Origin of the sequence: Enterobacter sp. JS8-1 (assembly GCF_049187015.1) — a bacterium.
In the GTDB taxonomy this organism is placed as follows: Bacteria; Pseudomonadota; Gammaproteobacteria; order Enterobacterales; family Enterobacteriaceae; genus Enterobacter; species Enterobacter mori.
Window position 1 is genome coordinate 2,397,865 of the sequence record NZ_CP185805.1, and the last position, 24,164, is coordinate 2,422,028.

21 protein-coding genes are annotated in these 24,164 nt (G+C 56.6%); 10 read left to right on the top strand and 11 right to left on the bottom strand.

Annotated elements, in window-relative coordinates:
• Positions 1-9: 9 nt before the first annotated feature.
• From ACOQH0_RS11385 to ACOQH0_RS11395, 3 genes are read right to left on the bottom strand one after another with little or no spacing between them, the layout of a single operon-like run.
• Positions 10-1,260 (bottom strand): efflux RND transporter periplasmic adaptor subunit, encoded by a 1,251-nt coding sequence (locus ACOQH0_RS11385; protein WP_421512295.1) that lies wholly within the window; start codon positions 1,258-1,260, stop codon positions 10-12.
• An 11-nt stretch (positions 1,261-1,271) separates the two neighbouring features.
• Positions 1,272-1,613 carry a cation efflux system protein CusF gene (gene cusF / locus ACOQH0_RS11390; protein WP_421512296.1) on the bottom strand — a complete coding sequence of 114 codons (342 nt, stop codon included), beginning with the start codon at positions 1,611-1,613 and terminating at the stop codon, positions 1,272-1,274.
• Between the two features lie 29 nt (positions 1,614-1,642).
• On the bottom strand, positions 1,643-3,028 hold the full coding sequence (locus ACOQH0_RS11395; protein ID WP_421512297.1) for an efflux transporter outer membrane subunit: 1,386 nt from the start codon (positions 3,026-3,028) through the stop codon (positions 1,643-1,645).
• Positions 3,029-3,218: 190 nt separating this feature from the next.
• On the opposite strand from ACOQH0_RS11395, the gene ACOQH0_RS11400 reads away from it, so the two are divergent.
• Positions 3,219-3,902, top strand: a complete 684-nt coding sequence (locus ACOQH0_RS11400; RefSeq protein ID WP_100166640.1) for a copper/silver response regulator transcription factor — start codon at positions 3,219-3,221, stop codon at positions 3,900-3,902.
• A complete protein-coding gene (locus ACOQH0_RS11405; protein WP_421512298.1) occupies positions 3,892-5,349 on the top strand; it encodes a Cu(+)/Ag(+) sensor histidine kinase in 1,458 nt (485 codons plus the stop codon). Before ACOQH0_RS11400 ends, ACOQH0_RS11405 begins: the two co-directional genes overlap by 11 nt.
• 3 nt (positions 5,350-5,352) lie before the next feature.
• Here ACOQH0_RS11405 and ACOQH0_RS11410 read toward each other — a convergent pair whose 3' ends face one another.
• Positions 5,353-6,258, bottom strand: coding sequence for a LysR family transcriptional regulator (locus ACOQH0_RS11410; RefSeq protein WP_421512299.1), 906 nt, complete (start codon positions 6,256-6,258; stop codon positions 5,353-5,355).
• 117 nt (positions 6,259-6,375) lie between these two features.
• Here ACOQH0_RS11410 and ACOQH0_RS11415 point away from each other — a divergent pair, with 117 nt between their 5' ends.
• Entirely contained in the window at positions 6,376-7,761 is a 1,386-nt protein-coding gene (locus ACOQH0_RS11415; protein WP_421512300.1) for an MFS transporter, read from the top strand.
• Between the two features lie 79 nt (positions 7,762-7,840).
• Here ACOQH0_RS11415 and ACOQH0_RS11420 read toward each other — a convergent pair whose 3' ends face one another.
• From ACOQH0_RS11420 to ACOQH0_RS11430, 3 genes are read right to left on the bottom strand one after another with little or no spacing between them, the layout of a single operon-like run.
• Complete coding sequence (locus ACOQH0_RS11420; RefSeq protein ID WP_421512301.1) at positions 7,841-8,836, bottom strand: DUF2891 domain-containing protein; 996 nt, start codon at positions 8,834-8,836, stop codon at positions 7,841-7,843.
• Positions 8,837-8,845: 9 nt separating this feature from the next.
• Entirely contained in the window at positions 8,846-9,832 is a 987-nt protein-coding gene (locus tag ACOQH0_RS11425) for a DUF979 domain-containing protein (protein WP_148400710.1), read from the bottom strand.
• A complete protein-coding gene (locus ACOQH0_RS11430) occupies positions 9,829-10,551 on the bottom strand; it encodes a DUF969 domain-containing protein (protein WP_010431244.1) in 723 nt (240 codons plus the stop codon). Before ACOQH0_RS11430 ends, ACOQH0_RS11425 begins: the two co-directional genes overlap by 4 nt.
• Before the next feature lie 201 nt (positions 10,552-10,752).
• Between ACOQH0_RS11430 and ACOQH0_RS11435 the strand changes: the two genes are divergently transcribed.
• The gene (locus tag ACOQH0_RS11435) at positions 10,753-11,298 is read left to right on the top strand and encodes a winged helix DNA-binding protein (protein WP_010431247.1); all 546 of its coding nucleotides are present in this window, start codon (positions 10,753-10,755) and stop codon (positions 11,296-11,298) included.
• Between the two features lies 1 nt (position 11,299).
• On the opposite strand, the gene glgX is transcribed toward ACOQH0_RS11435, so the two are convergent.
• From glgX to treZ, 3 genes are read right to left on the bottom strand one after another with little or no spacing between them, the layout of a single operon-like run.
• Positions 11,300-13,375, bottom strand: coding sequence for a glycogen debranching protein GlgX (gene glgX, locus ACOQH0_RS11440; RefSeq protein WP_421512302.1), 2,076 nt, complete (start codon positions 13,373-13,375; stop codon positions 11,300-11,302).
• Positions 13,376-13,390: 15 nt separating this feature from the next.
• A complete protein-coding gene (treY, locus tag ACOQH0_RS11445) occupies positions 13,391-15,859 on the bottom strand; it encodes a malto-oligosyltrehalose synthase (RefSeq protein WP_421512303.1) in 2,469 nt (822 codons plus the stop codon).
• A complete protein-coding gene (gene treZ, locus ACOQH0_RS11450; RefSeq protein ID WP_421512304.1) occupies positions 15,856-17,643 on the bottom strand; it encodes a malto-oligosyltrehalose trehalohydrolase in 1,788 nt (595 codons plus the stop codon). Before treZ ends, treY begins: the two co-directional genes overlap by 4 nt.
• A 131-nt stretch (positions 17,644-17,774) precedes the next feature.
• Between treZ and ACOQH0_RS11455 the strand changes: the two genes are divergently transcribed.
• The 4 genes from ACOQH0_RS11455 to ACOQH0_RS11470 all read left to right on the top strand — a co-directional run bounded on the left by ACOQH0_RS11455 (position 17,775) and on the right by ACOQH0_RS11470 (position 21,275).
• Positions 17,775-18,302, top strand: a complete 528-nt coding sequence (locus tag ACOQH0_RS11455) for a GNAT family N-acetyltransferase (RefSeq protein ID WP_063142750.1) — start codon at positions 17,775-17,777, stop codon at positions 18,300-18,302.
• Positions 18,303-18,379: 77 nt separating this feature from the next.
• Positions 18,380-19,126, top strand: coding sequence for a 5'-nucleotidase, lipoprotein e(P4) family (locus ACOQH0_RS11460; protein ID WP_421512305.1), 747 nt, complete (start codon positions 18,380-18,382; stop codon positions 19,124-19,126).
• A gap of 249 nt (positions 19,127-19,375) precedes the next feature.
• The gene (locus tag ACOQH0_RS11465; protein ID WP_421512306.1) at positions 19,376-20,362 is read left to right on the top strand and encodes an MBL fold metallo-hydrolase; all 987 of its coding nucleotides are present in this window, start codon (positions 19,376-19,378) and stop codon (positions 20,360-20,362) included.
• Between the two features lies 1 nt (position 20,363).
• Positions 20,364-21,275 carry a LysR family transcriptional regulator gene (locus tag ACOQH0_RS11470; RefSeq protein WP_421512307.1) on the top strand — a complete coding sequence of 304 codons (912 nt, stop codon included), beginning with the start codon at positions 20,364-20,366 and terminating at the stop codon, positions 21,273-21,275.
• Here the strand turns inward: ACOQH0_RS11470 and ACOQH0_RS11475 are convergent.
• The gene (locus tag ACOQH0_RS11475) at positions 21,266-22,150 is read right to left on the bottom strand and encodes a LysR substrate-binding domain-containing protein (protein WP_421512308.1); all 885 of its coding nucleotides are present in this window, start codon (positions 22,148-22,150) and stop codon (positions 21,266-21,268) included. The two genes, ACOQH0_RS11470 and ACOQH0_RS11475, sit on opposite strands and share 10 nt — an antisense overlap.
• A gap of 111 nt (positions 22,151-22,261) precedes the next feature.
• On the opposite strand from ACOQH0_RS11475, the gene ACOQH0_RS11480 reads away from it, so the two are divergent.
• A complete protein-coding gene (locus tag ACOQH0_RS11480; RefSeq protein ID WP_421512309.1) occupies positions 22,262-23,749 on the top strand; it encodes a UbiD family decarboxylase in 1,488 nt (495 codons plus the stop codon).
• Positions 23,750-23,870: 121 nt separating this feature from the next.
• On the top strand, positions 23,871-24,158 hold the full coding sequence (locus ACOQH0_RS11485; RefSeq protein ID WP_126328558.1) for a VF530 family DNA-binding protein: 288 nt from the start codon (positions 23,871-23,873) through the stop codon (positions 24,156-24,158).
• Positions 24,159-24,164: the final 6 nt, after the last annotated feature.

Sequence of the window (24,164 nt, forward strand, 5' to 3'; positions counted from 1 at the left end):
GTCGTCTCCTTAGTGACCAGCATGCGCGTCATCAGGTTTTACAGGATGCCGCATGCGCTCCAGCGCACCGGTAATATTGGCCTCAGAGTCAATCAGGAACAGACCGCTGACCACCACCGACTCCCCTTCATTCAGGCCTGAACCAATACCGGACTGTTGCTGAGATTCGTGCAGCACGTGGATCGGTTTCGGCACAAAACGCCCCTCCGCATCGACCGTAATCACGCGCTGCTCCTTGCCGGTATCGATAACGGCCTGAGACGGGATCAGTAGCATGTCCTGGCTTTGGGTATTCAGTTTCAGATAAGCGTTCATACCCGGTTTCAGACGTTCATCTTTATTGGAAACCTGCAGGCGCACCTGCAGCGTGCGAGTGGTCGGGTCCACGCTCGGCAGAAGGTTCCATTTTTCAACGGGGAACGATGTGTCCGGATAAGCCGGTACGGAAACAGCAAACTGCGACGTGTCTTTCAGGAGATACGCGATGGACTCAGGGACGGCTGCGCTGATCCAGACGGGGTCCATCCCCTGAATCTGTGCTACCACTTTATCTTTTGAAATATTCATTCCGGTGCGCAGGTCAAACGCGGTGATCACCCCGTCGATGGGGGCTTTAATGGTAAATCGGGTCTGAATCGTTCGGCTTGCGCGCAGCCTTTGTATATCGTCGTCTGGCATGCCTGCCAGCCGCAGCCGCTCAAGCACCCCTTTAATCTGGGTAGGCGTTCCGCCAGTGCCGGATAACAGCAAAAACTCACTCTGCGCTTCGACCCAGTCCGGGATCGTGATATCAATCAGCGGTGTGCCTTTCTTCACATGGTCGCCCGTTGTCAGCGGGTACACCTTCTCAACGAAACCTTCAGCGCGTGCCTGCACAATGACAAACTGATAGTCGTTATAGCTGACGTTGGCCGGGATGGTCTGGGAATAATTCAGCTTCCCTCGCGTGACTTTTTGCGTTTTTAATCCCAGATTCTGAACCTGTGTCGGATCAATACGAATACCGGCGTTGCTTTTCTCGTCGTCTTCATCAGCATATTTCGGCACCAGGTCCATATCCATAAAAGGCGATTTACCGGGTTTATCAAATTTAACGTCTGGTTTCATCGGGTCATACCAGAAAAGTACCTTTCGCTCGGGTACTGTCTTTTCTGTTTTATCCACTGAATGCATCACCTGCCAGGCCGTCACTGAAATCAGCCCGCCTGCGATGAGGCTGGAAATAATCATTGCAGCATATTTTATTTTAAAAGACGCCATGCTATTTCTCGCTATTTAATGCTCTTCAGTAAAGAGATATTGCCATGCTGCACAAACGAAAAATTAACCTGGCTACCCACTTTTAACGCCGTAATACTCTCGTCAGCCTGGGTAAAGGTGAAGCGCATGGTCATCGCGGGCCAACCCACCGCCGGGATAGCATCATGAGAAATGGTGATTTTCTTATTGGTGAGATCAATGTCCTTCACAATGCCGGTTCCTTCGATTACCTGCTCTGAAGCGGCGTCGCTGGCAGCAGCCATTTCACCATGCTGATGAACTTCAGCCTGAAGGCCAGCCGAAAACATCACAGAGAGAGCACCAAATACAACGGCTTTAATGGAATTATGCATATTCATTGTCCTGTTAAATGATAAATAAGTTATTCAACCCAGCCGCCACCCAGTGCGGTGTAGAGATTAATTTCATTCACCTGTCTGGAATTGATTAGGTCGAGTAGGGTTTGCTGTGTGGTGAAAAGAGAGCGTTCAGCATCAAGCACTTCGATATAGCTCACCGCGCCGCTGGCATATAATCCTCTGGCGCGCTGAAGGGTAATTTGCAGTGAATCCAGATAACGCTGCTGCGCATCAATTTGATTGTTAATGCTGTCACGCAGGGCGAGCGCATCAGCAACGTCTTTAAATGCTGCCTGAATTTTTTGTTCGTAATTCACAACCGACTGCTGCTGGCGAATTTCAGCCAGCTTCAGGTTGGCGTTATTCCTTCCGGCATTGAAAATCGGAATATCGATTTTAGGAATAAAATTCCACATTCCGCTCGCCGGTGTGAACAGGCTGGATAACGCCGTACTGCTTGTTGAAAGTCCACTTGTCAGCGAAATGGAAGGGAAAAAAGCGGCTCGCGCAGCGCCAATATTGGCATTAGCCGCTTTCAGCTGATACTCCGCCTCCATGATATCCGGGCGCTGAAGCAGAATGTCTGATGACAGATTGGGCGGCAACTTTACGGGTGTCATAGCGCTATCGCTCGCACCGTTTTCTGCCGGGAGCACGCGATACGTGCCCAGTACAAGCTGCAGGGCATTATTGGCCTGCGCCAGCTCGCCCTCTCTTTTGGCAATCTCCGCGCGGGTGCTTTCGATTTGTCCACGAGCCTGCTCCAGCGCGAGGACGTTCGTGCTGCCCGTCACCAGTTGCTGCTCTACAAAAGCATAAGACTGTTGATAATTTTTCAGCGTCTCGCGCGCAATACGCAGCTGTTTGTAGGCCAGCTGCTGGCTGAAATAACTCTGAGACACGCTGGAGACAAGCAGAATATGTACCGCCCGGCGGGCTTCTTCGCTGGCAAAAAAGTTTTGTCTGTCTGCCTCGCTCATGTTCCTGAGCTTGCCGAAAAAATCGAGTTCGTAGCTAAGCTCAAGGCCCGCGTCATACTCTTGTGATGTCGGCTTGTCACTTTTCAGCCCGCCGCTGTAAGTAATACCTGACGACGCATTCAACTGCGGATAGCGGTCTGCATCCGTGACGTTAAACTGCGCCCGGGCCTCTTCCACCTTCAGGGCCGCCATGCGCAAATCGCGATTGTTGCTCAGGGCCTCGGCGATCAGCCTTGTCACGTGCGGATCGGCAAAAAAGTTGCGCCACCCGCTGTCCTGATAATTCTGCGCTGCGGGCATCAGACCGTTGCGAGACAGTGAAAACTGCTGCGGGACCGGTGCCGCGGGGCGCTGGTATTCAGGTGCCAGGGAGACGCAGCCTGCAAGGAGGAAAATTGTGCTGATGCTAAGTCGTTTTAAGGTGAACATAACGCTTCTCGTCCAGGCAGACCTGGTAAATGATTCCAATGAAGTCCAGAGTGTTACCAGGGTTACTTTAACGAAATCATCCTGTTTGCCCGGTGACAGGATAATGACAATGTTGTCATTTTTAGCGTAAGCCGTTGATTACGGCCTTCGGCGCAATAGAATGTCGCTAGCAGCCAGTCAGGGGAGCAAGATGAAAATACTGATCGTTGAAGACGAGATTAAAACAGGCGAATACCTCAGCAAGGGGCTGACGGAGGCGGGCTTTGTGGTGGACTACGCTGACAATGGCCTGAACGGATATCATCTCGCCATGACCGCCGGGTATGATCTGCTGATTCTGGATATCATGCTGCCTGATGTAAACGGCTGGGATATCGTCCGCATGCTGCGTTCTGCCGGGAAAGGGATGCCGATACTGTTACTGACGGCCCTCGGCACGATTGAACACCGGGTTAAGGGGCTTGAGCTGGGCGCAGATGATTACCTGGTAAAACCTTTCGCCTTTGCTGAGCTTCTCGCTCGGGTGAGAACGCTGCTAAGGCGCGGTAATACGGCGATAGCCGAGAGCCAGTTCAACGTGGCGGACCTGACGATCGATCTCATCTCCCGGAAGGTCACCCGCGCCGGAAACCGTATTCTGTTAACCAGCAAAGAGTTCAGTCTGCTGGAGTTTTTCATCCGGCATCAGGGCGAAGTCCTGCCCCGCTCCCTCATCGCTTCGCAGGTGTGGGACATGAACTTTGACAGCGACACCAACGCCATCGACGTCGCGGTTAAGCGCCTGCGCGCCAAAATAGATAATGATTATGAGCCGAAACTGATCCAGACCGTCCGCGGCGTCGGCTATATGCTGGAGGCGCCGGATGCAAAATAAGCCCGCCAGGCGTCCATTCTCTCTTGCCCTGAGGCTGACGTTTTTTATCAGCCTCTCTACGATCCTCGCTTTTTTCGCTTTTACCTGGTTTATGCTGCATTCGGTTGAAAAGCATTTTGCCGAACAGGATATTAGCGATCTGCAGCAAATCAGCACCGCAATGCACCGCATACTGCAGTCACCGGCCGATCCAGATGAACGAAAGGTCAGTAAAATCAAAGAGTCGATTGCCAGTTACCGCAACGTCGCCGTGCTGCTTCTGGATCCTCAGGGGAATGAACTGTTCAGTTCAGCGCAAGGCGCGGCATTACGCCCAGCGGTAAATACGGCGGATTTTGGCACACACCGCCGCGCGCAGGATGTGTTTCTCTGGACGGTAGAAGATCCGTCCATGCCCGCGCATTCCGGCCCCGGAATGAAAATGGAAACCTACCGCATTATCGCCTCTTCCGGAACGGCTGCATTTCAGGGAAAAACGCAGAACTACGTCATGCTTATCGGGCTTTCCATCAATTTTCATCTTCACTACCTCGATGCGCTGAAAAAGAATCTGCTCGCGATTGCTGCTGTTATCAGCGTGCTGATTATTCTTGTCATCCGCATCGCGGTTCGCCAGGGACACCTGCCCCTGCGTAACGTCAGCACCGCTATCAAAAATATCACCTCTGAAAATCTGGATGTGCGGCTAGAGCCGTCCCGCGTGCCTGTTGAGCTGGAACAGTTGGTGATCTCCTTCAACCATATGATTGAAAAAATTGAGGATGTCTTTACCCGACAGGCCAACTTTTCTGCCGATATCGCGCACGAAATCAGAACCCCCATCACCAACCTGATGACGCAAAGCGAGATTGCCCTAAGCCAGAACCGGACGCAGAAAGAGCTTGAAGACGTGCTCTATTCCAGCCTTGAAGAGTACACCCGGATGACCCGCATGGTCAGCGACATGCTGTTTCTCGCCCAGGCGGATAATAACCAGTTGATCCCTGACCGGGTCATGTTTGATTTACGTGCAGAGGTGATGAAAGTTTTCGATTTCTTCGAAGCCTGGGCGGAAGAGCGCAACATCACGCTGAAATTCAACGGTATGCCCTGCCTGGTTGAAGGCGATCCCCAGATGTTCAGGCGAGCAATCAATAACCTGTTATCCAATGCCCTGCGCTATACGCCGGAAGGACAGGCTGTGACCGTCTCACTCACAGAACAAGATAGCTATTTTGTTCTGATGATTGAAAACCCCGGCACGCCCATCCCGGAAGCGCATTTGCCGAGACTGTTCGACCGCTTCTATCGGGTGGATCCGTCCAGGCAACGTAAAGGCGAAGGCAGCGGGATCGGGCTTGCCATCGTCAAATCCATTGTGGTTGCCCATCATGGAAAAGTGCGTGTGGAATCTGACGCTCGCTCGACGCGGTTTATCTTGTCTGTGCCAAAGGCAATAACGCGCTAAGGCTCACTGCGCAACCTGGCAGACTTCGCGCACTTTCTCTCTCAACCAGCGGTGCCCCGGATCCTGCTCCATTCGCGGGTGCCACATCTGGGAAACCGTAATGGTCCGGGCTTTAAACGGCAGTTCGAAGACGTGCAAACTTTCCGTCATGGTTTGATTGCGCAGATACAGTGCGGGAACCATCGCAATGAGATCGGACGCCAGCGCCACGGATAACGCCGTCGGGAAGCCCGGCACCACGCTGGCCACTTTACGTTTCCTACTCTGTTCCGCCAGAACGTCATCGACAAAGCCGTGTAACGAACCGTCGGGCGAGGCGACCACATGGCCCCATGACAGATAATCGTTGATGCTGATTGCCGACAGCGCGGCCAGCGGATGTCCTTTGCGCACCGCACCCACAAATCGGTCCTGAAATAACCGCTGCAAACGTATCTCCGGTCCCATGTTGCTCTGTACGCCAATTTCCAGGTCAACCAGCCCCTCACGCAGGTACCGCGACGTTTTTTCAGGCTTCGGTGCGAAGCGTATACAGACCTCAGGGGCAGCCGCGGCAACGGCGGCAATCAGGGCAGGACCAAAGGCCACCACGAAGCCATCATTTGCCCGAATGGTGAAAAGTCGCGCCAGAGTTTGGACGTTAAGCGTCTCGGTGGAGGGCTGGAGTACCGCCCTCGCCTCGTGCACGGCGTTTCTGGCCCGGTCCCGGGTGGCTTCTGCCCAGGGCGTCAGCACCATGTGACGTCCGGCCCGAACCAGAATCGGATCGCCGGTCACTTCACGCAGCCTGCTCAGCGTTCGGCTCATGGCGGAGGTGCTCAGGTTCAGACGCCGCGCCGCAGCCGCTACGCTGGCTTCAGCCAGCAAAACGTCGAGGGCAACCAGCAAATTGAAATCAGGGTCGGTCACGTTATCTCCTCATATAAGGCGTTATACGCAACGAATGAATGCACAGGCTGCGTCTTCCGCCTTGTATACCCCATGATTATAGTTTCGTCATCACTATTCTTTTCTGGAGTAAATATCATGACGCTGTTTTCAAACCAGCCCGGCGATGAGGGATTACCGGGACATGAACGTGCTCGGGTCATGGTCGCGCTGATGACCACCACGCTGATGGGCGTCTTTGATGGCACCATGATTAACGTAGCGCTGCCGTCCATGGCGAGCGCGATGCAGGTCTCTGCGAATGTCGCAGTATGGTTTGCCAACGGTTACCTGCTGTCGGCGGCGATGACGCTGGCTATCTTCGCGGCGCTGGCAGCGCGCATGGGCTATCGCCCGGTGTTTCTGGCGGGTCTTGCAACGTTCACGCTTACCTCCCTTGGCTGCGCGCTGACGACGACGCCGGATATGCTGATCGGGATGCGCGTTTTGCAAGGTATCGGTGGCGCGGCCACGTTGAGCATCGCTCCGGCGATACTGCGCTCCGTTTTCCCTGGACGACTGCTTGGCCGCGTTCTGGGGCTGCACGCCCTGCTGATTGCCGCCAGCACGGCCATAGCGCCGGTGCTGGGCGGCACGATCCTGGAGGCGCTGCGCTGGGAATGGCTGTTTGCAATTAACATTATTCCGGGAAGTGTCGCACTGCTGCTGGCCTGGAAGGCGCTACCGCGCGGTTCGGCTTCCAGTAAAACGCCCTTTGACACCACAGGTGCGGTGCTCTCGGTGATACTGTTAGGTTCGACGATCATGACCGCGAACAGTTTCCAGCGCGTCAGCCATGAGGCGGCGTTCTGGGCGGGTATTGCCCTGCTCAGCGCCACCGCCTTCATCTGGCATATTTGCCGCGTCCAAAGCCCCTTGCTGCCCCCCGTTATCTTCCGCAACGGCCGCTTTACGCTCGCCGCACTTACCTCACTTGCGTCGTTTGTGAGCCAGGGCATCACCTTTATCGCGCTGCCGTTTCTGTTTCAGAGCGTGTATGGCTACAGCCCGCTGGAATCGGCCCTTCTGTTCACGCCCTGGCCGATTGGGATCGTGTTGATTGCCCCTCACGCGGGCCGTTGGGCAGATACGATTTCGGCGCCGCTGATTTCCACCATCGGGCTGATGATTTTTGCCGTTGGGTTGATCCTGCTGGCGACGTTACCCGCAAGCCCTCCCACATGGGATATCTGCCTGCGCAGTCTGGTGTGCGGTATTGGGTTTGGCTGCTTCCAGAGTCCCAATAATCGGGAGATGCTCGCTAACGTGGCGCGCGAGAATGCCAGCTATGCGTCCGGGGTATTGTCCATCGTCAGGACCTTCGGGCAGTGTCTGGGGGCGGCCGTGGTAGGCGTTTGGCTGGCTGCGACGACGGGCTCGGACCAGGCCGTTCACTTTGCGCTGTGGACTGCGGTGGTCGCCTCGGCCGGGTCGGTGTTGTTTAGCCTGAGCCGACTGCGCGCCGCCGTTCGGGCATCAGCCTGATTCGCCCTTCGGCGCTACGCTTGCACAATGTAGGCCGGGTAAGCGCAGCGCCACCCGGCAAAAAAGACGACTGGTTTGTTTACTCCAGCGCCAGCAGCGCAAAGCTCGCCAGCCAGTGCCCGCCGCTGTAGTGGCTGCCCACCACGTGCTCGACGCTTGCCGTCAGGTGTTTCGCCACGGCATCACGCAGCGACTGCTGTCCCGGATGGTTCTCCGGCAGCGCCTTTGCGATGTGCTTCATACACCAGGCGCGGCTGAGGTTTAACCCGTCCAGATGGGCAATTTTCGGGTCGGTACGGTCGCTCACCTCCGCCGGGTTCATCAGTGCCGCAACAGTCTCTACGTCAGGGAGGAATTTATCGAACCATGCCGGGAAGTTATCCGTTACCTTGCTCATCAGCAGCGCCTCGGTCAGCGCGCCGGAAATATACTCATCGCCGCCCGGTTCGTAGTGCGCAGGATAGCGCGTATCCGCGAGATAAAACCGCTCAGCCGCCGTCAGAATTGCCTGCTCCAGCCCGCTGTCCTGCACGGCACGGGCGTAATCCAGCCCCAGCGCGAGGGCAAACGCCGTGTTGTAGTGCGTTCCGACGCGGATCGGATAGGTAAGCTTGCTGAGATAATCCACCAACCGGTTGCGAATATCCTGGGTTAACGGCTCAAGCGTCTGGTACCAGACTGCGGCCTGCGGCAGCGACGACTGTTTCAGCTCCTGAGCCAGTGCCAGCAGCCAGCCGTAGCCATACGGACGTTCGAACGACGCGCGGAACGGCGCGGTGAAATAGGCCAGCTCTTTCGCCACGTTCTCGTCGGTCAGATGCTCGTCGATAAGTGCGATGATGTCATTCCGACACGGTAGCTCAGGATAGAGGCGCACGCAGCGCAGCAGCAGCCAGTAGCCGTGCACCGCCGAGTGCCAGTCAAAACAGCCGTAGAATATGGGGTGCAGCTCGCGAGGCGGCAGAACATCGCCATCATCATTCAGCAGGTGCATGATGTGGTTCGGGTATTCCTGGCGCAAATAGGTCAAAGGCATGCGGGCAAACGCGTCTGCCTGATGTTGCGTTAATTCCATATCAGCTCCTTAGCGAAACACGAGGAAATACATTAAGAACACGTTCACCACCAGCAGGGTTAACGCGGTCGGGATCTGGATCTTGATCACCTGATATTTGTCTTTGAGTTCCAGCAGCGCGGCGGGAACGATATTGAAGTTCGCGGCCATCGGCGTCATCAGCGTGCCGCAGTAGCCCGCGTACATGCCAATCGCCAGCAGCGGTGCCGGGTTGCCGTGATGCACGTTAATCAGGAACGGTAAGGCGATACCGGCACTTAATACCGGGAAAGCGGCAAAGGCGTTACCCATGATCATGGTAAACAGCGCCATACCCACGCAGTAAATCACCACCAGCATGAAGCGGCTATCCGGGTTCACGAACAGACTGACCACCTTCTGCACCGAATCGCCGGTATTGGCCGCCACGAACACGCCGCCGAGCATCGCCAGCATCTGCGGCAGGATCACCGCCCAGCCGATGGTGTCGACAAGACGACGAGACTGGCGGATAGCGTGCAGCGGGGTACCCTTCGTTAGCCACCATCCGGTGAGGATCGCCGCGACGCAGGCCACGCACAGCGCCGCCAGGGTAAGCTGTTTCTGGTCGAGAAGATAAACGCCACCAATCGACACGCCCTTCAGGAACAGCGTCCCGATAACCGTCACCACCGGGATCATCAGCGCGGGCAGGAACAGCCAGTTTTTGAGCCGGTTCGATGAGGCAATGCGCTCCTCGTCGGAGGCCATTTTATAGTGCCCTTTCCCGACCAGACCAAAGCCCGCCAGCAGCGCGATAGCGATGACGCCGCCGCCAATGATCCGGTACGCCAGCGATTTCCCCAGCTCCTGCACCATCAGATCGCCAAACAGGAAGATCCCGCCGAATAAAAACCAGAACAGCGCAGTGGTAAAACGCTTCGGATTGGCGCGATCGCGCAGGGTCATCACGACCAGCAGCATCACGACAAAGCCGATGAGGTAGTACACGCGGTTAATGGTGATAAGCGTCATCATTGCGCCACCTCCTGTTTACCCTGCTCTGCACGCCAGGCCATGACGTCGCGACGAATGCTGGCATCCAGGCGCAACAGGCGCGTCATATGAATAATTAATGCCGCAATGGCGGTTGGAATAGCCCACAGGCCGATATGCAGCGGTTCGATCCCCTGGATCCCGTTCTCTTTCAGGAAGGCGTCAATCAGCAGAACCGCACCGAAGGCGATAAAGATATCTTCGCCAAAAAAAACCGCGATATTGTCGCACGCGGCGGCATGGGCTTTGATTTTGTCGCGGATATGCTGCGGCAGTTCGCCATATTCGTTCAGCGCCGCCCCTTCGGCCATCGGGGCCAGCAGCGGGCGCACCGTCTGGGCATGGCCGCCAAGAGACATCAGACCCAGCGCCGCGGTCCCTTCACGCGCCACAAAGTAGAGCATCAGAATACGCGCCGAGGTGGCGCTGGCGATCTTCGCCACCCAGGCCTGGGCGCGCTCTTTAAGCCCGTAGTATTCCAGCAGACCAATCACCGGCAGGATCAGGATGAAGGTGGCCAGCGATCGGCTATTCACGAACTTCTCGCCGAAGGTTTCCAGCAGCATCCCAAAATCCATCCCGACCAGCAGACCCGTCGCCAGCCCCGCCACCACGACCACCAGCAGCGGGTTGAAGCGCAGTGCAAAACCAATAACCACGATCGGTATCCCGATCAGCGGCAACAGCGTAGTACCGTCCATAAACGTTTACCCTATCCAAAGTGAGCGTTGCGCGCCGACGGCTATTTTTTTAATTTGCGGCGAGCGATGTTGTGTTTTGTTGGCAGGCTTCGCAAAACCTGCGCTAAAAAGCTATATCTGAACCTCAAAAACATGTAAACAATTTATCAATAAAATGTTCTTATTTTATCGATGAGTTTACATTTCTGGCTAAGGAACGTTATGACCTCAAAAAAGAGTGTTGCCTCAAACCACGACGATATTACGGATGGCCGCATCGTCTCCTCTCGCCACCTGGTGTCGGAACGCTGTGCGGAGCTATCGGAGCTGGAATACGCGCTGATCATGACCAGCAACGCGTTTAACAAATGGATGGTGCGCTGCATGACGGCTGCCGGTGAGCCGGATATGGGGGCGTTTGACGTGTCGCTGCTGCATCATGTGAATCATCGCAACCGCAAGAAAAAGCTGGCCGATATCTGCTTTGTCCTGAACGTGGAGGACACGCACGTGGTGACCTATGCGCTAAAGAAACTGGTGAAAGCGGGCTATGTGACGAGTGAGAAAGCGGGCAAGGAACTCTTTTTCTCAACCACGGAGGAAGGCAAAGCCTTATGCATGAAGTACCGCGACGTGCGGGAAGCCTGCCTGATTAACATTCATGGAGAGAGCGGTATTTCAGGAACGTCTATCGGGGAAACCGCGCAGCTGCTGCGCACGATCTCCTCCCTGTATGATACCGCCGCGCGGGCGGCGGCATCGCTGTGAGTTAAGGACGTCTGAAAAGCGAGATACTGCGTCCGGCCAGTTCGTAATCTACGGCCTGGGTGATAACCGTTCCGGCGGCAGTATCTTCAGCCGTAGACAGTTCAAGCACCCATCCACCTTCCCCAAACTGCGGGATCTGGAACGGAACCGGGCCTTCAAACGGGTTAAACAACATCAGCACATCGTGCCAGATACCGTCCTCCTGTTTGAGATCCGACCTGCTGATGGAGACCCCGAGCGTCGAGCCCTCATCCCACTGTTCCTCCTGCTGCGGCCCGCCTCCGGCATTAAACCAGCGGATCTCCAGCCCGTCGCGCCAGCTTTCACGGCGCAGTAAGGGCTGTGAAGCGCGCAGGGCAATGAGACGGCGGGTAAAATCGCGCAGCGCCTCGTCGTTTTCGGATAGCCCCTTCCAGTCTATCCACGAGATCTCGCTGTCCTGGCAGTAGCCGTTGTTATTGCCCTTTTGCGTGCGGCCAAACTCGTCGCCCGCCAGCAGCATCGGCGTGCCGTGGGAGAACAGCAGCGTGGTCAGGAAATTACGCTTCTGCCGCTCGCGCGTGACAATAATATCCGGGTTCTCCGTCGGCCCCTCTTCGCCATAGTTGTACGAGCGATTATCGTTATGCCCGTCGTTATTATCTTCTCCGTTGTCGGCGTTGTGCTTCTCGTTGTACGACACCAGGTCGTTCAAGGTAAAGCCGTCGTGAGCGGTGATGAAGTTAACGCTGGCCCACGGACGACGACCGCGCAGATCGTAGAGATCGCCGGAGCCCAGCAGACGCGCGGCAAAATCGGTTGAGACGTTATCGCCCTTCCAGTATTCGCGGACGGTGTCGCGGTATTTGTCGTTCCACTCGCCCCAGCCCGGCGGGAAACCGCCGACCTGATAGCCGCCGGGACCGATATCCCAGGGTTCGCCGATAAGCTTAAGCTTAGAGAGCACCGGATCCTGGGTAACCGCGTCAAAAAAACCGCCGCGCGGATCAAACCCTTCCGGCTCGCGGCCGAGGATGGTCCCTAAGTCAAAGCGAAAACCGTCAATATGCATCGATTCCGCCCAGTAGCGCAGGGAATCCATCACCATCTGCAGCACCCGCGGGTGCGAGGTGTTGACCGTGTTTCCCGTCCCGGTGTCGTTAATGTAATACCGGTGCTGGTCCGGCAGCGTGCGGTAATAGCTGTAGTTATCAATGCCCTTAAACGAAAGCGTTGGCCCAAGCTCGTTACCTTCCGCCGTGTGGTTATACACCACGTCGAGGATCACCTCGATACCCGCATCGTGATACGCGCGCACCATGTCGCGGAAACCCTGGATCCCCGCCGGGCCGTAGTAGCGCGACGCCGGAGCGAAAAAGCCCAGCGTGTTATAGCCCCAGAAGTTTTTCAGCCCGCGGTCAAGCAGATGCTGATCGTCCGGGAACCAGTGCACCGGGAGCAGCTCAACCGAGGTGATGCCAAGACTCTTGATGTAATCGACCGAGGCTTTGTGCCCCATCCCCTCAAACGTCCCGCGCAGTTGGGGCGGAATGGCCGGGTTCATCTGGGTAAAGCCTTTCACGTGGCTCTCGTAGACAACGGTATGCGGCCAGGGCACCTCCGGCCGGTTGTTGTCCTGCCAGTCGAAGGCGTCCGGATCGATAACCTTGCATTTGGGCGTGAACGGCGCGCTGTCGCGGGTATCAAAACTGAGATCCAGTTCATCATGCCCAAGCTCATAGCCAAAATGGGCGTCGTTCCAGTCGATATCGCCCACCAGTTCACGCGCGTACGGGTCGATAAGCAGCTTATGCGGGTTGAAGCGGTGGCCGTTTTCCGGGTCATAAGGACCATTGACGCGATAGCCGTACAGCGCACCGGGCTTTAGATCGGGCACGTAGCCGTGCCAGACTTCATGGGTATATTCCGGGAGTTCCAGCCGGGCAATTTCCGTTTTCCCGGACGGGTCAAACAGGCAGAGCTCCACCCGCTCTGCGTGCGCGGAGAAGAGCGCAAAGTTCACACCTTTTCCGTCGTAGTTTGCGCCCAACTGCTGGCCGTGACCGGCCCGAATTTCAAACCTGTTATCCTTTGCCATTTTCGTTCTCCACGATTATTCGCAGGTAAGCAGAACCAATACACATCCCTTTTCTGACGTTAGATCCAGCGTCTCTTGCAGAACGCGGCTTTCACCGCTGAACACATCGCGATAGCGCTTCCCGACCAGCTCTTCGGGTATGGCTACCGAGGTATTGACCCACAGTTTTTCGTTCCCGGTGACAGTGAAAACCAGGCGCGGCACAGCAACAATCAGCGCCTCGTCGTCCTTCACGCGCGCATACACAATCAGATGCTCCTCGCGTTCACCGGTCACTTTAAGCGGAAGCCAGTCGCCGTAGCGGAACAGCGCCGGGTAGTGCGGACGCAGCCGCAGCAGCGTGGCAGTGACATACTGCTTCACGCGTCCGTCCCGCCAGCACTGCTCGTCGTTAAATACCCTGAGGTTCGACGTACTGAGGTTTTGCACCAGCGCGGCGAAGTCCGGTTCGCGTCGGTTATCCGGGTCAACCAGGCTAAAGTTGAGCGCTTCGCTGCCCTGATAAATATCCGGTACGCCGGGCGCGGTAAGTTTAATCACCGTCTGACTCAGGCTATTCATCAGGCCTGCGCGAACAAACGGCTGTAAGGTTTCACTGAAATCATGCAGGAACAGCGTGTTGTCGGGCGACAGCAGATGACGAACATAGTCCATCACCACGTTTTCGTAGCTCTCGTTACTGTCGATCCAGTCGGTTCGCTGCTTGGCCTCGCGCAGCGCTTTTTCAATAAAACCGAGGAAACGCGCTTCAAGGTTTTGCAGCCCGTCCCGGTCGTCAGGTGAGAGCGTGGCAGGCCAGACGCCAGCCAGCGCCTGATAAATCATCCAGGTATCAGCGGCGTTCGGCGCGGTGCCGTCGTTAAGGAAGCGCACGTGCGTCTGGTTCATCTGCCGCCAGCGGGCCAGATTTTCGCCCCACTGCTCGGGCGCTTCGGTCAGCGTGTACAGGCGCGCCCGGGCATCCTCCCCGCGCTTGGTGTCGTGCGTCGAGGTGCCCAGCAGCGCGTCGGGCTGACGGGCAAGACGGATGCGCATCTCCTGATGGAAACGCGACAGCGAGAAGGCGCGCGGCGTCGGGTCGGCGCCCACTTCATTAAGCGCAAGCTCAAGGTTGTGGCGGAAGAACAGCGTGTCTTCCACGGACTTCGCCATCAGCGGCCCGGTCAACTGCTGGAAACGGGTCCTGAACAGGGTGGCCGCATCGCGGTCACCCTCCGGCAGATCGCCGGTCAGAATCCGCACGATCAGGCTTAGCGCGGGTTCTGAGGCGTTCACACTGGCGACAACGCGGCTCAACAGCGTAACGTCAGAAGGCGTTAACCCCTCCGCCGTCCCGTAGGTGCGGTAAACCGGAAAGGCGATAAGCAGTTCGCGTAACGCATGGTGAATATCATCCGTCTGTATCTCAACGCCGTTGTGCTGAGCCAAATCGCGGGCGAGGTTGAGGAGCGTGGTGAATTCCCCTTCGAAGTTGCGGTCGGTCATCAGCCCTTTGGCATCCCGCAGCGCGTTTTGCCGATCGACCGTAACGCCCAGCGTCTCGTTATGGACTTTCTCCAGACGCTCCAGGCTATTGTCATCCACCAACACCTCCGCCAGCGACGCGATGAACTCATACCCCGTCGTGCCGGACACGGGCCACTCGGCCGGGAGTTGTTCTCCTTTCGCGAGGATTTTTTCCACCGTGATGTAACAGTCTGGCCCGGTGGCCTGGCGCAGGCGCTGCAGATACCCCAGCGGATCCGCAAGCCCGTCAATATGGTCAATGCGCAGGCCGTCAACGGTCCCGTCGTGAACCAGCTCGAGGATCAGACGGTGCGTGTCATGAAAAACCTGTTCGTCTTCAACCCGAACGCCGACCAGCCCGGTTATCTCAAAAAAGCGTCGCCACGAAAGCTGCTTTGGCGCTTCGCGCCATGACATCAGCCGCCAGCTCTGTGCCTCGTGCAGTTCGGCGATGCTTTTGTTCTCGTCCCAGGTACCCGGGTTAAGCGGATAGGCCGTGTCGTAATAGACCAGCGCGGCCTTATTCGTGACACTGTCACGATTAAACCTAATGGCACCCTTCTCCAGTTCGGCTTCAAAGGTATCGCCAAGAAACGGCAGCGTCAGCGGTCGCGACCAGTCGATATCGAAATAACGCGCGTAGCGGCTCTGTTTGCCGTGCTCAATCACGTCTCGCCACCAGCGGTTTTCCAGCGAGGTCGACATATGGTTAGGGACAATATCCAGTATCAGCCCCATGCCAGCCTGCCTGAGCGCCGAGGCCATGCGGTTAAAACCGTCTCGCCCGCCTATCGCGGGATCAATTTCGTTGGGATCGGTGACGTCATAGCCGTGGGTGGAGTCCGTTGTCGCCGTAAAAACAGGTGACGCATAGAGATGGCTAATGCCGAGATCGCGGAAATACGGGATCAGAGCAACCACCCGGTCAAACGTCATGCCATTGCGAAACTGTATGCGGTACGTGGCGGAAGGGATCATAACGCGGCTTCTCCATCAGCAAAGCGAACAACAATACTGTTCGGCGTCAAAACGTCTCCCGTCTCCGGCCAGCTAAAGAGGGTTTCTCCGGCCAGTTCGGGCATTGGGGCAGGTTTTTTGCCAATATTCAGCGCCAGCGACAGCGTCCCCTGCGGGAACTGCCAGCTCACCGCGACCCTGCCGTGCGCCGTGTGCAGGATCTTGCCCTTAACGGTTCCGCCCTGGCGCAGCAGCGGGACGATATGACGATGTCGCAGCGTAAGCAGGCTTCGGGTAAAGCGCAGCCATGATTTTCCCTCCTCCTGTGACAGCTTATCCCAGCCGAGCGTTGAGCGAACAAACGTGTTCAAATCGTTAGGATCGGGGACGGTTTCATCGTGCCCGGCATGGCCGGTAAACTCCTTCGCGCGCCCTTCCCGCACGGCTTTTGCCAGCTCGCCATGGAAATCGGTGAAGAACAGAAACGGATGGGTTTCACCGAACTCCTCGCCCATAAACAGCAGCGGGATATGGGGTGAAAGAAGCAGCGTCGCCAGCAGCACGCGGGTCTTTTCCGCGCCCGCCAGCGTGATGAGCCGCTCCCCCTGGGCGCGATTCCCGGTCTGATCGTGGTTTTGAATAAAATCGACGAAGAACGGTGGCGGCTGGGTGTGGCACTCCACGCCGCGCGATTGACCGGTTTGCAGAGAAACCTCGCCCTGATAGACAAAGCCTTCCGCCAGCGCCCGGGCGAACTTTTTCTCCGGCTCAAAGGCAAAATCCTGGTAGTAGGCGTGCGTCTCGCCGGTGGCAAACACGTGGGCGGCATTGTGGAAGTCATCATTCCACTCGGCGGTGAACAGTGGCGTATTTCCCTGTTCATCTCGCGGATGCAGGAAAATCACGTTGCGGCTGTCTTCCGTGGTCAGGTGAACGTGACGGTGCGGGATCGCTTCTCGGATCTTTTCGGCTATCTCCTCAAGAATATGCATATCCGAGGTGTCTTTGATCTGGTCGATGGCATCAAACCGTAGGCCATCCAGACGATATTCCGTCAGCCAGTAAAGCGGTGCATCGGTGATGTACTGCCTCACCGGCTCGCGCTCGTAAGCGATGCCGTTGCCCCACGGCGTCATCCGATCCGCATCGAAAAACGCGGGCGACAGCAAGGGCAGATAATTCCCTTCCGGGCCGAAGTGGTTGAGCACAATATCCAGAACCACCGAAAGCCCCAGCCCGTGCGCGGCGTCGATAAACGCGTGAAAATCCTCCGGCGTACCGTAGGCGGCGTGCGGAGCGTACAGCAGCACGCCGTCATAGCCCCACCCGCGGGATCCGCCAAACTGAGAGACGGGCATCACTTCAAGCTGGGTAATTCCGAGCTCTGCCAGATACGGCAGCTTGTCGATAGCAGCCCGGAAGGTTCCCTCTGGGGTAAAGGTCCCCATGTGCAGTTCGTAAATGACCGTCTCTTCCCACTGACGCCTCTTCCAGTCATGGTTAACGTGAGCATACCGGCGATGATCGATAACAACTGACGGTCCGTTGACGTCCCCTTTCTGAGCGCGTGATGCAGGGTCAGGAACGGTCATGCCGTCCTGTAAAACAAACTGATACTCTGCGCCATGCCTGATGCCCGGAACGTCAGCCTGGAACCAGCCATTGCCGCTGGTAACCATCGGAATGTCGTTATCATTAAGACGCAGCGCGAGATTTTTTTGTCCTTCAGCCCAGACGCGAAAGCGGACAACGTCATCGGAAATATACTCAGCACCCCAGTGCCTTTGACATCTTCTGAATTCCATTCCTTGTCCTCGAATGACCGCATTTTACGCGAAACGAAGTACAAGCTTAGTTCAGGATGAAAAGTGTGTTAGCTCAGCGGATTTAACCGCTTCGTCTATTCTTTATGAAATAACTCACCACAGGGAATACTATGCAGATTCGAAAAGGATTAAATACTGACCTCGTACGTCTTGAATGCTGTGACTTTTCTTTCACCATTAGCCATATTGCGCGAGAGCCCTTTATCCACTGTGATTTGCATATTGAAGCCGTCACCGAACCCTGGATTAAAACCTACGAGCTCGACATCCAAACCCTTGAGAACCACTGCGTTAACCCGGACGCCATATTTCTTATCGCCGAAACGGATGACGGTGAAATAGCCGGATTTATTACTGCATCAATCGGCTGGAATAAGTTTATCTCAGTGGATTATATCGCCGTTGAGCGCACAAAACGCAGAACCGGCGCTGCGCAAAAATTGATGGCCGCCGCCCACGTCTGGGCCCGCAGCGTAAACGCGCCGGGATTACGGCTTGAAACACAAAATGTGAACGTCTCTGCCTGTCTGTTTTACCGTAACTATGGGTTTACCCTGGGCGGATACGATCGTTTTCTCTACAACGCCTTACCGGAAAAAGACGAAGTCGCCCTGTTCTGGTATTACATGCTGGTTTAACAACGCAGCCTTCATATTTCTGTCATTAGATTTCATTACGCTTTCGGGATTTTAACCACGGTGTTGAGGAAAGAAGTGTGAATTCAATGGCTAAGGCATTACTGCTGGCATTACCTGTTTTGAGTGCAACGGCAGCGGCGACGGCCGCTGATCGCGACCTGTGTGAACCCAAAGCGTACGAAATGGCGCTGCGCTATCAGCAGAAATCGGCAGAGATTATGGCTCTTCAGCTGCAGACGTATCGGTTTGCCACCGAGCGTTTCAACGAAAAGGTAAAAGACCTTAAAACGCCTGAAAATTACGCCGTAGTAATGGATCTGGATGAAACGGTACTGGATAACACCCCTTTGCTGGTGCGCGACACGGAGCAGTGTCACGACTATACAAAATGGGACACCTGGAGCGACTGGGAGAAACAGGGAAAACCCGGCTTAATTCCTGGCGCGAAGGCGTTTCTTGACCATGTGAATCAAAGCAATGTCCGTATCTATTATGTCTCGGACCGCATGCAGGAAAATAAAGCCGATACGCTCAGGACGTTAAAAGCCCTGGGGCTTCCGCAGGTATCCGATGAAAACGTGCTTCTGGATACGGTCAGCAAGGAAGAGCGTCGCCAGAGCATCCTCAAAAAGCAGCAGATCGTGATGCTGTTTGGCGACAGCCTGCCGGATTTCGCCGTGCAGTTTAAAAACAAAAAGCCGAGCGAGCAGCAGCGTGAGCTGGTTGAAGCCAGCAAAGCGCACTTCGGCGATGACTGGATTGTGCTGCCTAACGCCGCTTATGGATCCTGGTCGCAAGCCACGCCGGACAGCTGGAAACCATGAATTTTGCCGGGTGGCGCTACGCTTACCCGGCCTACGTACAGAATGTAGGCTCGTACAAGCGTAGCGCCGCCGGGCGATACTCACATCCTCTGGGATGCTAAATATTCATCAATATCTATTTGCGTCGCGAAACGTTAGTCGCCGTTTTCCCGCTGGACCTATCCATCCTATTTATAGGTCCTATCATTATTAGGCAGGTTCTTATAATTTTACGGAGAAGTAAGATGAGCACTTTCAAAGGAGACTCGTATGCTTACCGTGAAAAAACTTGCTCTGTCCACGCTGATTTCCAGTTCATTGCTTTTCTACCCTGCGCTGCAGGCGTTTGCAGAAACGCCCCAGCACGTCGTTAAACAACCGGCGGGCGGATACAGCGTTCAGGTCGGCGATGTGCTTGTCACCTCGTTTACGGACGGGAGCGTCGCGCAGGATCTGCACAAGCTGCTGCGCCGGACAACGCCGCAAAACATTGATGCACTGCTGGCGAAAAATTACCAGACCAACCCGGCGGAGGTGTCCATAAACGCCTTCCTGATTGCGATGCCCGGACATAAAATTCTGGTGGATACCGGCTCAGGCCAGCTGTTTGGCCCCGGCAACGGCGGACGTCTGATTGAGAGCCTCGCCACGCAGGGAATTAAACCCGAGGACATTACTGAAGTTCTGCTTACCCACGCCCACTCCGACCATGCTGGCGGCCTGGTGAAAGACGGCAAGGCGGTGTTCAGCAACGCCCGCGTTTTCGTTGGAAAACCGGACATCGACTTTTTCTTTAACGACGACAATCAGAAAAAAACCGGCTACGGCAAGAACTACTTTACCGTCGCGCAGAAGACCTTAAAGCCCTATCTTGACGCCGGCAAGGTCGTGCCGTTTAGCGGCACCTCTGAACTGCTTCCGGGCATTACCGGCACGGTTCATCCAGGACATACGCCGGGTTCAGCGTTTTACACCCTGGAAAGTAAAGGTGAGAAGATCACCTTCGTGGGCGACATTATTCACGCCGCGGCGGTCCAGTTCCCGCAGCCTGACGTGACCATTACCTACGATGAAGATCAGAACAAAGCAGTAAGTGTGCGCGAACATGCTTTCGCGGAATTTGTGAAAAACAAAGACCTGATTGCTGCGCCACATCTGCCGTTCCCGGGTATTGGCTATGTCAGCAAAGGCGAAAACGGCGGCTATGTCTGGGTCCCTGTGACCTATACCAACCGGGACGCCAGCAGCGCGAAATAAGATGACGCCCATCACTGACATGGACATAGACCTGATCCTGACCCTGGACGCCCTGCTTCAGGACAGGAACATCACCCATGCGGCCGCGCGGCTGGGCATCAGCCAGCCGGCGATGTCCGCCCGTCTCGCGCGCCTGCGTTCGCTCTTTGGCGAACCGCTGTTTATTCCCTCCCCGCATGGACGCGGGGTGTTACCCACGCCGAGAGCGGAAGCCCTCAGGCCGCAGGTGGAGAGCGTGCTGCGCGGCATCAGCGCGATGTTTGCCCCCACCGCGTTCGAGGCGCAAACCAGCAGCCGGACCTTTGTTATCGCGCTGCATGAAAACCCGGCGCTGATGCTGGGCACCGGGCTGCTTAACCAGGTAGGCACCGCTGCCCCCGGCGTTCGCCTGCGCTTCGCCCTGCCTGTGATGGCTGAACTGCCGCAGCAGCTTGAAAATGGCGATGTGGATATCTACATTGGCGTGAGCGCGGGCGCCCATGACGGCTGGGTAAGACGCAAACTCATCGACGACGCGTTTGCCACCGCGCAGCGCAAAGGCCATCCGCGCGGGACAGGACCGTTAGATCTGGAAAGCTACTGCGCCCTTTCTCATCTGGTAGTGTCTTCGGCGGGGGATCCGTTCACCGGCTTTGTCGATCAAACCCTCGCAGGGCTGGGCTACCAGCGGCACGTCGCCATGTCGACACAGAGCTACGCCGTGGCGCCTGCGCTTGTGACCGGTACCGACCTGGTGTGCACCCTGCCGGAGCGGATGCTCAAACTGTTTGCCAGCACGCTGGATCTCTTCGCGCCGCCGCTGCCGCTCCAGCCGATTACCATCAACATGTACTGGCACCCGAAAAACAGCCATGATCCGGCGAATACCTGGCTGCGCGGGCAGCTGCTGCTGGCCGCCGGACGTCAGGTGTGATCGAGGGTAACCAGAAACTTTTTAAGCACCTCTGAGCGAATAATCCGGTGGCAAACCAGCGTCAGCTCGCTCTCCCGGAGCCGGTCGAGGATGTCCACGTAAACAACGTTCTCGACGCTCACCGCCTTTGCCGAGGCGGGCAGCAGCGCCAGCCCAAACCCCGCCGAGACCAGGCTTATCACGGTGGGCACGTCGGTCGCGTTTTGTACCACGTCCGGCTGAAACCCCGCCCCGCTGCAGGCATCATAAAAGTACTGCTCCAGCCCCATTCCCTCCGGGTCGCGCAGGGAGATCCATTTTTCGTCTTTCACCGACGAGAGCGTCAGCGCGGAGGAACCCGCCAGCGGATGTTGACGATACAGCGCCAGCACCGTTTTCTCCGAGGCAAACGGGCGGCTTTGCAGATCGTCAGGCAGCGACGGCAGCGGCGCCCGGATAATGGCCACGTCCAACTGGTTGCTCTGCACGGCGGCGTAGAGCGTTTGCACATTTCCCGTCACCAGCGACATGGTGATGTCCGGCCAGCGCGTATGCATCTGGCGCACCGCGGCGGGCAGCCTGCCGTCGAACATCGCGCTCGACACGCACCCCAGGTTTAACACCCCCTGCTCGCCCCTTGCCGTTTGCCTGGCGTCCAGAACCGCCTGCTCGGTCAGGGAGATGGCGAGTCTGGCTTTCACCAGAAACGCTTCACCAGCGGGAGTCAGGGTCAAGCGGCGGTTCGCCCGGCTAAAGAGCGTGACGCCTAAACGATCCTCCAGCGCCTTTATCTGCTGACTCAGCGCCGGTTGCGCCATGTTCAGACGCTCGGCGGCCCGGTGCATGTGGAGCTCTTCGGCAACAACGATGAAATGGCGCATCTGACGAAACTGCACGGGACGCCTCCTTTTTGATATGAATTTACTTATCAATTTAGCAGTAATGATGCAATTGATGCTATTGGTCATTGCCATAAGAATGGAGGTATTCAAACGAGGGAGGAAAATATGGAAAACCCGATCAACGATCTCCGCAGCGCCATCGCCCTGCTTCAGCGCCACGAAGGGCAGTTTCTTGAAACCGATTATCCGGTCGATCCCAACGCGGAACTGGCGGGGGTCTATCGTCATATCGGCGCGGGCGGTACGGTAAAACGTCCGACCCGTACGGGCCCGGCCATGATGTTCAACAGCGTGAAGGGCTATCCGGACTCCCGCATTCTGGTGGGCATGCACGCCAGCCGCGATCGCGCGGCGCTCCTTCTGGGCTGCGAGCCTTCTGAACTGGCAAAACACGTCGGGCAGGCGGTGAAAAAGCCGGTGGCACCCGTTGTCGTCCCGGCCTCGCAGGCACCCTGTCAGGAGCAGGTCTTCTACGCAGACGACCCTGATTTCGACCTGCGCAAACTGCTTCCCGCACCGACAAACACGCCAATCGATGCGGGCCCGTTCTTCTGTCTGGGGCTGGTGCTGGCAAGCGATCCTGAAGATAGCTCGCTCACGGATGTCACCATCCACCGTCTCTGCGTCCAGGAGCGCGACGAGCTTTCCATGTTCCTCGCCGCCGGTCGGCATATCGAAGTCTTCCGCAAAAAGGCGGAAGATGCCGGAAAACCGCTGCCGGTGACAATCAACATGGGGCTCGATCCCGCCATCTATATCGGCGCGTGCTTCGAGGCCCCCACCACGCCGTTTGGCTACAACGAACTGGGCGTCGCCGGGGCGCTGCGCCAGCAGCCGGTTGAACTGGTGCAGGGCGTGGCAGTGAAAGAGAAAGCCATTGCGCGGGCGGAAATCATCATCGAAGGCGAACTGCTTCCAGGCGTGCGCGTAAGGGAAGATCAGCACACCAATACCGGCCACGCGATGCCGGAGTTCCCAGGCTACTGCGGTGAGGCGAACCCCTCCCTGCCTGTGATCAAAGTGAAAGCGGTGACCATGCGTCATCATGCAATCCTGCAAACGCTGGTGGGACCAGGAGAAGAACATACCACGCTGGCCGGTTTGCCAACGGAGGCCAGCATCCGCAATGCCGTTGAGGAGGCGATTCCGGGCTTCCTGCAAAACGTCTATGCGCATACCGCAGGCGGCGGTAAGTTCCTCGGGATATTGCAGGTGAAAAAACGCCAGCCGTCAGACGAAGGACGACAGGGCCAGGCGGCGCTCATAGCCTTAGCCACCTATTCGGAGCTGAAAAACATTATTCTTGTCGACGAAGACGTGGATATTTTCGACAGCGACGACATTCTGTGGGCGATGACCACCCGCATGCAGGGAGATGTCAGCATCACGAATATACCGGGGATCCGCGGCCACCAGCTGGATCCGTCGCAGTCGCCTGACTACAGCAACTCAATTCGCGGAAACGGCATTTCCTGCAAGACAATCTTCGACTGCACGGTGCCGTGGGCGCTGAAGGATCGCTTCGAGCGCGCGCCGTTTATGGAAGTGGATCCGCGTCCGTGGGCGCCGGAGCTGTTTAAAGATAAAAAATAAACGCTTTTTCTTCACCCCTCAGGGGTGAAGAACCTCACGCTTAAATTGCCGCTTCCCCTGCTTTCTTGTACCCTTTCACCGGAAACCCTTCCTCCATAAACATTGAGATATCCGGACGCCTATGACTGCACACATTTCTAACGATCCTTTACATGGCGTAACGCTGGAGATGATGGTCAACGCCCTGGTGGCGAAATATGGCTGGAGCGAGTTGGGCGACCGAATTAAAATTAACTGTTTCAGAAAAGATCCCAGCGTTAAATCGAGCCTGAAATTTCTGCGCCGCACCCCGTGGGCGCGCGCGGAAGTCGAAGCCCTGTATCTGGACTCCCTCAACGATGAGGTAAGCGCAGAACAGGCGGAGCCCGCCTTTAATCCCTGGGCTAACAGTCGGATTATCAAGAGCTAAAACGCA